Raw genomic sequence first — 13,013 nt, forward strand, 5'->3', positions numbered from 1 at the left:
TAAGGTATATATGTTTTTTTTAAGCACCTATAAGGGACTTGTAATCATCCGCGCTCATGAGACCTTCCACTTCGGAGGCATCGCTCATTTTTATTTTTATCATCCAACCATCACCATAAGGATCTGTGTTCACCTTTTCCGGCTCGTCTTCTAAGGCTTCATTAAACTCAACAATCTCTCCGCTGAGCGGCAAAAAAAGGTCGCTAACGGTCTTTACCGCTTCAACGGTCCCAAAAACCTCCTCTTTATCCAAAGTTTCGTCCAAAGTTTCCACTTCAACGTAAACAATATCCCCCAATTCGCTCTGTGCGAAATCCGTAATACCCACGGTGGCGATATCTCCATCTATCTTGACCCACTCATGATCCTTTGTGTACTTTAATTCTGACGGTATGTTCATTACTTTAAGTTTGAATTTGTAGATGGACAAATGTAACGGATTGCTGAAAGCTTTTCAAACAAACTTGAAGACAAAATGCAATTAAAAACGATTAGTTCCCAAAGTTATACCTCAAGGTAAAACCAGCATTAATGGTTGTTTGTGGAAATGCCGTGGATACCGCAAACTCGGAGAACGAATGATCATAGAAGAACAAAGCGTTCAAACTTTTGCTCAAGGCATAGTCCGCTGTAAACTTTAAGGACATTAATTTTTGTCCGGATGTGATCTGATTGTTATCGATATCCAAATTTCGGATAATGGTAATATTATCTCGCAACGACAAGTCGGCTTTTAGGTTCAAATCCCCTTTTAACCTTGTTTTTTCCCCTCCAATGTTGGTCACAAATTTTACATCTTTAAACCGGTATCCCAAACCTAGGGTATATTCGCTCCCGTTTATTTCCGTTAACAAGTTGTTGTCAAAACTCAAGGACAATGTTCTACTGGTCCTTACTTCTGCCAATACACTAAAGGAGCTCTGCATCTCAAAGTCCACACGCATCAACGGGCTAAATTCGTCGGTAAGCACCACATTATTGATCAGGGTCTTTGGCAAGAAATCCCCGTTTTCCGGATCTATCGTGGTATTCTGGCGCTCCAAATTCGTTTGAAAGGAGTTAACACTGTACGCTGCTCGATACCCGTGAGTTAATGAGAAGCGTTTAAATTTCTTTTTAAACCAACGATTCTTCATGAGGCCCGTATACTTTATGTTCCAGTTGGGAATCGGAATATCCCTAAAAGCATCCAGGTTTACACGCTCCACATCCTGTCCTGTGTAAGCCGCAAAGAATGCGGGAAGCAGCACCTCTTGTTGAGTTTTACCATACCGCTCCGGAAACCCTTCTTCATCCAATTCACCTGGATCACCACCTCTATCGGACACCAATCGGTTGGCGATAGTAATCCTATTTTGTTTAAACTGCTCAAAAGTTTCAGAATCGAACTCATCGCTTTTATTAAAAATGGTACCGATCATTACCGTGGAAATACTGAAGTTCCCCATTTCGTTGATAAGACCGTCCAAGCCATTGCTCCACTCTTCTGGACTATAGCTTTCTTGTGTAGAGCTCGTAAAACTCCTGTCGGCACTCAAATCTATGGTAAGATCTTGGGTAGGCTGGGCCGTGGCAGTTATATTGAGCTGTTTGTTCATGTTCTGCATAAACTGTGTACTGTACTCCGGATAGTCTGTTAACCATCCTTTTCTGGCCGCTTCAAAACGCACATCTGCCTGGCTACCAAAAACAAAGCCCAATGTTGGACGGGCCGTTCCGATGAACCCTATGGATTGTGTGTAACCTGGTAATACTGTTCCCCTGTTTTCGCTATAATTTACGTTCACTCTTTTTACCATGGTAAGCACATCCACCAATGTATTGAACCCTTTACTTGTTTTTCGCGGGCCATTACCACTAGCTTCATTTACAGGATTACCGGCCTTGTCCCTGCGCACCGGAGCCTGGTTTGCCGTTACTTTGCCGTCTCGTTTTTTAAGTCCCAAAAAGTCATAGAAACGTTGCATGCCCATGTTGGCGGTCAATGTATGCGTACTGGCATTTTGCACCACGTTGATATCCTCATTGGCCACCTCTCGTAGTGCATCCCCACCACGTTGCCAATCAAAATTACTGGTGTAGGTGTATTGTGCATTTATAAAATTGAGGAACGGGATCTTACTAAATGGCAGCTCGTAGTTCAATTGCATTTGTTGTGCATGACGATTGGGTTCCCCCACATCAAAAAAGCCATCCCAAAGATCTAATGCTTCGTTGATTCCAGAATCGGGGTTGTCGTCCACATTAAAATAGTTCCGAACTATGTTGTTGTTGGATGCGGTTAAATTTACCCGTAAAGATTTGGACAGACTATAATTAAGGGCATACTGCCAATTGAACAGGTAATTCCGCTGCTGCAACAATGGCAATTCCAAAGCCTCCACCCCTGGTTCCAAAACATCGCGATACCTTTGTTGATTAAAGGATCGGTTGTAATTGGCATTTACCGATATGCTGGTCGGCAACGCATTAAAGTTCAAATCCTTGAGCCATTGCCAATATTTGCCGGTAAGCATAGAGTCTTTCTTGGCAAAAGGCGCTACAGGTGCCGGTTTAAAATTATGATTGTACACAAATCCTGTCGATACATTTTGATCTCTTAGTTCGGCTACCTCAAAATCCCTATGGTTTGTTTCGTTATAGGAATAGTTAAAGGTGAAGTTTTCTATGTCGAAGAAATTCTCTTCCGCTTCCTCCCCTCTATTTTTACGGACACCTATTAAATTAATGCTGGTCCGTTTGGTGTAATCCTCTGCTTGTTGTTTTATGGTTTCGGCCTCTTCTGGGGTAGATGCCGCAGCAATCCTATCATCCAATCTAAGGTCATCGTAGACTGGATCAAATTCGGGGGTGATCAAGGTTTCGGAAATACCATAATTGAACGGTAGTTGTAGGTTCCATTTTTTTGGAAACAATTGCCCTACATTTACATTGGTGACCACATCGTAGGAAATCGCATCTTCCAAGGCACGTTCTGTAGGGGTTTGATCTATAGATCCGAACCCGGAAGTACTTTTGCTTCCGGTTGCTGTCACATTTGCAAAATCGGCCATGTTTGCATCCAAGGCTGCCGTAGCGGCCCAGCCTCCATTGTTTTCCAATCCTGCCAAACGAAGTTCATTGAACCAAACTTCGCCTCTTGCAGGAATATCATCGATATTTTTGATACCTACCATCATTCCACGAATACTTCCCAAGGACGGGTTTCCTCGAATCCCGATTCGGACTCTACCAAGTGTTCTCGGTGCAAACTCATCTACCGGTACAGCTTCACCATCCACAATTTCATAATAGTTGATTTCATCCAAAGTTTGATCGGATATTCCTTTGGATTTCACCTTGCTCAAATCGCTCAGTGCGACATCCAGTTCATTGACGTCTGGCCAAATCTCTTCGGATGATGTTGAACCAAAGGGTGTAAATTGAAGAGGCAATTCCAGTTGATAAAAGTTTTGTGAGAAATCCGTTCCAATTCTCAAGAAGCCTACTAAAGGTGTATCGTTATCGGAATAATCGGTATTGAATATTTTTTCGGCGTGCATGAACATTTTTAAACGCTCGTACTGGCGCACGTCGATATTTACATTTTTGAATACTCCCCTGGAATCTTCGGACTCCAAATTTTCCACCACAAATGATAGTGATTGCTCATTTTGGCGGATAATGGTGTTATTATTGTTCAATTGCTCCCGAACTACTCCTGGAGGCAGTACATATGGTATGGGCTGCCTTCCATAATTCTCTTCAATATTTACTGTATTTACATCGGTAACCGTTGCGTCGTCGGTAGGATCATTGTCCACATTGGGCTGTAACGAATTTGTATAGGTCCTCCAGTCACCACGAACCAAATCCAGCGTAGCAAATCGCAATACTACATCATCGGAAAAGCCAGTAAGGTACATTCGCATAAAACTGATGGATCTAAAATCGGAGATTCCCCCAACAGCATCGGTAAAATCGCTCAACGGAATTTTATATTGAATCCATCTACGGTTCAACTGCGTACCATTGGGCAATGTCGGGGTTTGTCCTTCACGAATATCGGTTACATATTGATCATCTATAGTGGTGTTAGGTTTAATCTGAATCCGGTATTCATAATAACTGTTCACCGTGTTCATGGTCAAATCCCTGTCAATATCTTCTACATCGGGCAATGTTGTGGAACCTCTATTGGTATCGGTTACTGCCACCGGGGAGTTACCCTGAGTATTGTTAAAATCCAAATAACGTTCTAAAATTCCACCATCCCGGTTCAAGTAATATTGATAGTTATCCAATGCAGGGTCTTCTGCCGGTCCATTGTATATAGCGGCCTCCTCGGCATCACCATACCCATCCAGACCTAAATCTTGGGCTGTTCTGTTGGCTTCGTCGGCATCAAAAGCATACACCAAGGATTGAGTCGATGGTACCTGTCCCCAGATAGTTTCCCTGGGCACCTCATTGTTCGTGCTTGCAGGAAGTCCATTTTCGTATTGTTTACGACCGTCCTTTAAAATATCCTCGGAGATGTTCCCCAAGTTCAAAACCAATTCGCCCGCATTGTTACCTGCGGTTTCGCCGTCAATATAAGGGTCCAATACCCAAAACTGTACAAATTCCACATTGGATTGCTCAAAATTGGTACTGCTCAATGGTCGCATTATACCTGCCCATTTGGCTTCGGGTGTTTCGCTCTCAAAACTTGGATTGGCGTTGTAAGGTCCTTTTTGGTTAGGGTAATACACAATATCCAATGTGCTCTGCACCTGGGTCTGCCCTTGGGCTATATCGGTCTCAGTAAATACTTCATCTATAAATACCCTACGGGTCGAGTTCAAGGAAATATCGTTGTCCGACATTCCAGAAGGTCTTTGGTTGGTATAAAAAATAGGGTCGATGGTGTACCACGCCATTTTTGCACGTTCATAGCCCACATCGATACCGGTTCTATCGTTTAAAAATTCCACTGGCGGACTTGCCAAGGTCCATCCTAGGGACGAGCGAATATCGATCAAAGCCTGGGCCCCTTCAAAATCGTCCAAATAAGTCGTTGTTTCCCCTTGAAAATCCGCATTTTTTGGTGAGTTGGGCCTTAAAAAAGCGACTTCACCGCGCAATGATAGGTTAGAGGGTACATCGGTATCTATATTTGGTAACTTGTTCGCCAAGCGGGTCAGGAACGGCATTTCCGTACTAAAGTTTCCATTTAGACCAAAAATTGTATTGTTCACCGGTTCTATTCCGTAGTTGGATTTTTGGGTGAGCGGCCGTTCATTCAGATTGAGCAAGGTACCGCCCAAAACAAATTTATCGTTGAATTTATGCTCTACGTTTACCCCCGCAAATCTTCGAGTTTGCTGTCCGAACACAGCATTGTTTTCCACCGAAATATTGATCGGTGTGTTGGATGCCTCCAAACTTGGGTCCAACAATTGAACCGTACCCGCTTGATAATTTACCGTGTAATCGATGCCTTCCTGCAGTTGACGACCACCGGCAGTTACCGTTACGGAACCCTGGGGCACATTGAATGCCCCGATCGGAATACCGTTTCCGGATTGCGAAGTGTAACGTCCTTTTATTTGGAATCTATTTTTCTCGGCATCTTGCAAGGAAGCTGCTTTGGTCTTGGCATACATGTTTCGGAAAACATAACGCTGCTGATTGGGATTGTATCCTTGATCATTGTCCACATCATAAACTCCGCCCCCCAATAGTTCAAAGAGATACTCTCCAAAGGGTTCTACCTTGGTAAAAATAATTCGACCCGATTGTGAATCTACTGTAATGCCCTCAACATAATCAAAGAAGCCATCGCCTCCCGGCTGTACATCATTGTAAATATTTAGACGATCCAGATTGAAAACATTCAACAATATTTGATCTTGTAATCCCGTGGGCCATCCAGCATTTGGATCTACGGGCGTAATGTAGTTCCTCGGCGTAGGATCGGAATAGAGTATATTCAGTTTAAAATCTTCTTGATTTAGTTGATAGGCCCCTGTGGAATAGATGTTTTTCATCATCAAATCCCAAATAGGGTCTTGCACATTGGTAATGTTGCTCTTGAGCAGTTTCAGTACCAAGGAGTTGTTTTCTATAAGATTGGAATTTGGCGGTATTGTGGTCGCGTCCACACCCCCGTTGGCAAACTCTCCCACTTGAAATACTTGTCCGTCAAAAGTGTATTGGAAAGCCACACCCAAAACTTCATCGTTGCTCAAGCTCTGGCTCAATGAAATATATCCTAGCTGGGAATCAAACTCGTAGTCACGACCAGGTTCCAACTTACGTGCATTTTCCAAAATGGCGTAATCGAACCCTTGGTTTACGGTGTAGCCGGGTATATTGAATCCCGATTCTACAGTTGCGATATCCCTAATGGATTGTGTAAGGGCCCCACTGCCAATTTGATTGGGATCGTATGCGTTGGCGGCATTCTGGGGCAAGCCCGATGCTACCGCAGAAGGGTTGAAAAAACCGGCAGGGTCGCCATTGTTTACACCAATACGGGTATTATCGGAAATAGCCTCTCCCAAATCCTGGATGGCCACCACGTTCCTGACGTTCTGTGTCTGCTGATTCCTGTTGGTTACCCACACCTCCAAACGTGTAATTTGCACCCTACTTTGAACAAAAGGGTAAAATTCCAAGGCTCTGTCGTAATTATCCCTAAAATAGTGGGCAAGGAAAAAGTGACGGTCCTCATCGTAATCCAAGGCGGTCAAGGCGAACTCATTCACAGTTCCTCCGCCTTGCGCAACTACAGTATTGCTTTGTGAACGTTGTTCCGAGAACACTGCTGTTACGGTTGTTTTTCCGAACTGCAATTGGGTTTTTACACCGAATAAGCTCTGCGCCCCAGTAATCAAGGAACTATTGAGGGGCATATTTACGTTACCTATTTCTATTTTACGAAGGATATCGTCCTCGGTCGGGGTATAATCCAGTTTTACCAAGTTCTGAAAATCGAAAGTAGCCTCGGTATCATAATTTGCGGTCACTTGAAGTCGCTCGCCCACTTTTCCCAGCAAACTTAGACTGATGCGTTGATCAAAATCAAAAGAAAGATTGGTTCTATTTCTGGGCGATAGTGCCGGGTTATCGTTCTTTTGCCATAAAATACCAAGATCCATGGCCACCGAACCTTGCGGAATCACCTCTATTGTATTACCTCCAAAGACGGACTCAAAAAAGTTGCTGTTGACATAAAAATTGGGCAATAGGTTTTTTCGGGCCTCCTCACTTCCTTCCTTTTTTCCCGCATAGGCATCCGCTTTCTGCTTAAAGTAGGATTTCATCTGTTCCTTTTCGATGAGATCATAATACTGTTCCGGAGTCAAGATCAACGGGTAATTGACATTAAAATCACCTATGCTCTCGGTGTAAACGTATGTATTTGTTTTGGGATCGTAGCTGTACTTGGCAACAATACTGTCCGGGTTTTCCATAATAAGGCGACCTAGAGCAACTCCGGTCTTTACCGAGTCTTGGACCTGCTCATTGGTGTCCTGTGCCATTGTTACGGAAATGGACAGAAAACATATAACAAAGAAAATGTACCTAAAACGTGCCTGTTTAAGTATTGATTTTGCCCCTTTTTTCAAACTAGTTACAAATTTTTCAGCGCCTGTTTTATAATGTTCTCTACGCTTAACAAAGTGTCTTGGGAAAGCACCTTGTCCACGACCTTTTCAGATTGCTTTCTGGTAAAACCAAGAACCTCTAATGCAGATAACGCTTCTTCTTTATTTGTATTGTTTGATTGTTGTGAAACTTCGCCTATGTCGTAGACTTTTAAAATTTTGTCCTTTAAATCCAAGATTACCCGTTGGGCCGTCTTGGCCCCAATCCCCTTTACAGACTGGATTACGGGCACATCTCCGTTGGCAATGGCATCCCTGACATCGGCAGGGGACAATGAGGACAACATAGTTCTAGCAGTGCTGGCACCGACCCCGGAAACCGATATAAGTAAGCGAAACACATCCCGCTCTGCTCTTTCGGCAAAACCATAAAGCGTATGGGAATCTTCTTTAACCAGCAAATCGGTGTAAATAAAAATATTTTCTTCGTCCGAAAGCAAGGAAAACGTATGTAATGAAATGTTTAAAAAATACCCTACACCTCCACATTCCACAATAACGTATGTTGGATTTTTCTCAACAAGCTTTCCTCTTAAATGGGTAATCATCAATTTAGGTTTATAGGTTATCCGGCCTGCATTTTTGCTTTCCTTCTTTTTTCTCTCTCTTGCGCATCGATTACGGCAACCGCTGCCATATTTACCATTTCATCGACACTTGCACCCAATTGCAAGATATGGGCAGCCCTGGTCAAGCCGACCATTATCGGCCCAATGGAATCCGCCTCGTGCAATCCTTTAAGTAATTTATAGGTGATATTGGCCGATTCCAAATTTGGAAATATCAGCGTATTTACCTTTTTCCCTGATATTTTTGAAAATGGGAAGTTGTTATTGCTCAATTCCGCATCCAGGGCAAAATCGGTTTGAATTTCTCCATCCACGACCAAATCTGGGTTACGTTCGTGAAGAATTCGAACAGCCTCTCTTACTTTTTGTGCATTTGGATGACTGGATGACCCAAAATTGGCATAGGACAATAATGCTATTACAGGTTTAAAACCGAAGGTTTTGGCCACATTTGCGGTCATTTGGGCAATTTCGGCCAATTCTTCGGCATTAGGATCCACGTTAATGGATGTATCTGCCAAAAATAGTGGCCCACGCTCGGTGATCATTATATTGACGGTGCTTGCATTTTTAACGTTTTTTGCTCTACCCAAAACCTCGAAAACAGGTCGAAGCACCTTGGGGTATGCCCTGGAGTAGCCAGAGATCATCCCATCTGCATCTCCTTCTTTGATCATCATGGACCCAAAGTAATTTCGCTTGCCCATATTTACACGGGCGCTATATTTTGTCTCGCCTTTCCGTTTTCTTTGTTCCCAAAGTTTTAGGGCATACTTGGAACGCATCTGACTGAATTCATCTGAACGCGGATCTATAATCGGCACTTCTGCATCAAAATCGAGCTCTTCTTTTAAATTTTCTATAGTTTGCTTATCGCCCAATAAAATTGGGGTCGCAATACCTTCATCATGCACGATCTGCGCAGCCTTCATAACATCCAAAAGCTCTGCTTCGGCGAAAACTATACGTTTTGGGTTTACCTTAGCCCTATTGTGCAATAGCCTTACCACCTTATTATCGTTGCCCGATCTTTGGTAAAGCTCTTCCTCGTACCGATCCCAATCTTGAATTGGCATACGGGCTACACCGCTATCCATAGCCGCTTTTGCAACAGCTGGTGGTATTTTAGTGATCAAACGTGGATCAAATGGTTTTGGAATGATATAATTCCGGCCAAAGGTCAATCGCGTTGCATCGTAAGCTATGTTTACCTGCTCAGGCACTGGTTCCCTGGTCAAATCGGCCAATGCGCGAACTGCGGCCATTTTCATTTCTTCGTTGATCTTGGTAGATCTTACATCCAATGCTCCCCTAAAAATAAAAGGGAACCCCAACACATTGTTCACTTGGTTAGGGTGATCGGAACGACCTGTCGCCATAATGATATCCTTACGTGTTTTCACAGCCAGGTTATACTCGATTTCTGGGTTAGGATTGGCCATGGCAAAAACAATGGGATTATCGGCCATGGATTTCAACATTTTGGGCGAAACGATATCTGCGATGGAAAGTCCTATAAACACATCGGAGTCTACCATTGCCTCTTCCAAAGTATCTATTTTTCTATCTGTGGCAAATTCTTTTTTTTCTGTAGTAAGCGTATCCCGATCACTTCGGATCACACCTTTACTGTCCAGCATAACTATATTTTCCGCCTTTGCACCGAATGCTTTGTACAATCGAGTGCAGGAAACTGCTGCAGCTCCGGCTCCACTTACCACTATTTTTACTTCTTCGATTTTTTTGTTGGCTATTTCCAGTGCATTCAACAACGCCGCAGCGGAAATAATGGCAGTACCGTGTTGATCATCGTGCATTACGGGAATGTCCAGCTCATCTTTTAACCGCTGTTCGATCTCGAAAGCTTCAGGAGCTTTAATATCCTCTAAATTGATTCCTCCAAAGGTGGGCGCAATAGTCTTTACGGTTTCTATGAACCGTTCCACATCGGTAGTGTCCAGTTCGATGTCAATTCCATCAATATCGGCAAATATCTTAAAGAGCAAGCTCTTGCCTTCCATTACCGGTTTTGATGCCTCTGGGCCAATATTTCCCAAACCCAAAACTGCGGTACCATTGGAAATTACCGCAACAATGTTCCCTTTTGCGGTATACTTGTACACATCGTCCTTGTTTTTTTCGATTTCCAGACAGGGTTCCGCTACTCCTGGCGAGTAGGCCAATGCCAAATCCCGTTGTGTGGAATATGGTTTTGTTGGTACTATTTTAATTTTTCCGGGTTGTGGTTTTGCGTGGTAGAGTAATGCCTCACGTCTTTGCTTTTCCTTGCTCATATAGTCAAAAATGAATTGGTAAAGTTAGGACATTCATTGGTTTTATCTTAAAATACAATGAATCAATTTAAACAATACCAAAACGCACGATAATATTAGCAGATCCTTTCCCTTACTTTAGATCAGGCATCCAACGGATACTCATCCTTACTGTCCGATAGCTTGAGCCGCATGGCCAAGATTGCCGCTATCACAAAAAATACGGCAGCAAACAGCATCGCATTAATTGAATCCCCACCTAATAGATTCTTGAAAATAGGCCCAAAAGTGAGTGTTTGTATTCCCATAGGAATAACAATCATCATATTTAAAATACCCATGTACACTCCTCTTCGCTCCTGGGGTACAATTTTGGAGACCATGCTATAGGGTATGCCCATCATGGCTGCCCACCCGATACCAAATAGCACCATGGGAAACAGCACATATACCGGATCTTTGATATAAGGTATTGAAAATAAAGCCAATGCTGTACCAAATAAACTCAAAGCATATACTTTTTTACCACCGAACCGCATGGTAAGCGGGACCAAAACCAAGGCAACCACCGCTGTGACCACATTATATGTGGTGCTCATTTTTGCAGCCTGTGCAGCAGCCTCGGAGGTGTCAAAACCCAAGGAAACCCTAAACAAGGGTGTTATAAACTGCCAGTACACAAAAAGAGCATACCACTGGAACAAATAAACCCCGGAGAGTTTCCACATAAAATTGGGCATATCTTTAACTGCATGCGCTATTTCCACAAAAGGGACTTTAAACCGCTCCAAAAAAGGCAAAGACTTGTGCTTGTTGATTTCCTCAAGTTCTTGGTCAGTTGGTGGGATTTCCGGTGTTTTTAAAACTGACCATAAAATGGTTGCAATGGAAAGAAAGGACCCTATAAAAAAGGAATAGTACAACCATTTGGGTACAGCCCCGTCCACTTCTTGCCCTCCACCGAACCAATCCTGAAATAAAAAAATAGACGCGTTTGCCAATAATATACCGGCCCCGACGAACAAACTTTGCATTTGATAACCAATACTAAATTGGGATTCCGGTAATTTATCGCCCACAAAGGCACGGTATGGTTCCATGGCCATATTGTTGCCCACATCCAAGATCCATAACAGACCGACGGCAAACCAAAGAGCCGGACTCAATGGAAAGGCAAATAGGCACAGACTGCCCATTATGGCCCCTATTAAAAAGAAAGGTTTCCGTCTGCCCCACCTTGGTGACCAAGTTTTATCGGATATAGCTCCAATAATCGGCTGGACCACCAATCCGGTCACAGGGCCGGCTATGTTCAATATTGGAAGTAATTCTTCCTCGGCACCCAAAAAAAGAAATATAGGATTAATGGCACTTTGTTGAAGCCCGAAGCTGTATTGGATGCCAAGAAATCCAACGTTCATATTAAAAATCTGCCAAAAACTTAATTTGGGTTTTTTAATCTTAATCATACTAAAGGTTTAGCTGGTCATCAAAATATTGACTGGAAACATACGAATCCTTCAAAATATAGTTCAATATAGTATTTTATTCTTGAGGTGACCCGCCGAATTTATGAATATCGCAGTAAACCTATTTCTTCAAAAAGCGAATATTCCGTTCCAATCCAGACAATTTGGTTCTTTTTACCGCTGATTTTTTAAAAACTTTATTAAAGATCTCCCCTGTGATTTCCTCCCAATCTTTTTTTGTGAACGATAGCAGTTCCGGATTTGGGTTGAAGAGTGGTTCGTTATGTGATTTCGAAAAACGGTTCCAAGGGCATACATCTTGGCACACATCGCAACCGAACATCCAATCGTCCATTTTATCTTGAAACTCGCTCGGAATCTCATTTTTAAGTTCTATGGTAAGGTAAGAAATACACTTGCTGCCATCGACCACATAGGGTTCAATTATGGCTTTTGTTGGGCAGGCATCTATACATGCCGTACAGGTTCCACAATGATCGGTCACAGGTGCGTCGTACTCCAATTCCAAATCCACTATCAGTTCGGCCACAAAATAAAAAGACCCCACTTGTTGGGTAAGCAAATTACTATGTTTCCCGATCCAACCGAGTCCACTTTTTGCGGCCCAGGCCTTATCCAGTACGGGTGCAGAGTCTACAAAGGCCCGCCCATGCACCTCGCCAATTTCTTCTTGTATAAAATGGAGAAGACTCTTTAGTTTATCCTTTATCACAAAGTGATAATCCATCCCATAGGCATATTTGGAAATTTTAAAGGAGTCCGGGTTTTGCTTTTCTTCTGGAAAATAATTCAACAATAGAGAGATAACCGATTTGGAATCTTCGACCAGTTTTGTGGGGTCCAAACGTTTATCAAAATGGTTTTCCATGTACTGCATTTCTCCATGCATGTTTTGTTTAAGCCATTTTTCCAATCGTGGCGCCTCGTCTTCCAAGAATTCCGCTTTGGATATCCCGCAAGATAAAAAACCGAGGCGTTTTGCCTCGGTTTTGATCAAATGTGTCCTTTTGGTGGCATTCATGCCCTAAAGTTAATCGATTAAACTTT

At 43.0% G+C, this 13,013-nt stretch carries 6 protein-coding genes; all 6 read right to left on the minus strand.

Annotated features, from left to right (window positions below):
* Positions 1–19 precede the first annotated feature (19 nt).
* The 6 genes from gcvH to queG all read right to left on the minus strand — a co-directional run bounded on the left by gcvH (position 20) and on the right by queG (position 12,987).
* Positions 20–400, minus strand: coding sequence for a glycine cleavage system protein GcvH (gene gcvH, locus ACXAFK_RS14510; RefSeq protein WP_224835444.1), 381 nt, complete (start codon positions 398–400; stop codon positions 20–22).
* Between the two features lie 91 nt (positions 401–491).
* Entirely contained in the window at positions 492–7,595 is a 7,104-nt protein-coding gene (gene sov, locus ACXAFK_RS14515; protein ID WP_474958236.1) for a T9SS outer membrane translocon Sov/SprA, read from the minus strand.
* Between the two features lie 5 nt (positions 7,596–7,600).
* Positions 7,601–8,182: a Holliday junction branch migration protein RuvA gene (gene ruvA / locus ACXAFK_RS14520; RefSeq protein WP_474958237.1), complete on the minus strand. Its 582-nt coding sequence runs from the start codon at positions 8,180–8,182 to the stop codon at positions 7,601–7,603.
* A gap of 17 nt (positions 8,183–8,199) precedes the next feature.
* A complete protein-coding gene (locus ACXAFK_RS14525; RefSeq protein ID WP_474958238.1) occupies positions 8,200–10,497 on the minus strand; it encodes an NADP-dependent malic enzyme in 2,298 nt (765 codons plus the stop codon).
* 122 nt (positions 10,498–10,619) lie between these two features.
* Positions 10,620–11,945 (minus strand): MFS transporter, encoded by a 1,326-nt coding sequence (locus ACXAFK_RS14530; protein WP_262902806.1) that lies wholly within the window; start codon positions 11,943–11,945, stop codon positions 10,620–10,622.
* 121 nt (positions 11,946–12,066) lie between these two features.
* Positions 12,067–12,987: a tRNA epoxyqueuosine(34) reductase QueG gene (gene queG / locus ACXAFK_RS14535; protein ID WP_369884940.1), complete on the minus strand. Its 921-nt coding sequence runs from the start codon at positions 12,985–12,987 to the stop codon at positions 12,067–12,069.
* Positions 12,988–13,013: the final 26 nt, after the last annotated feature.

Source organism: Flagellimonas sp. ABD4_174 (assembly GCF_056160185.1).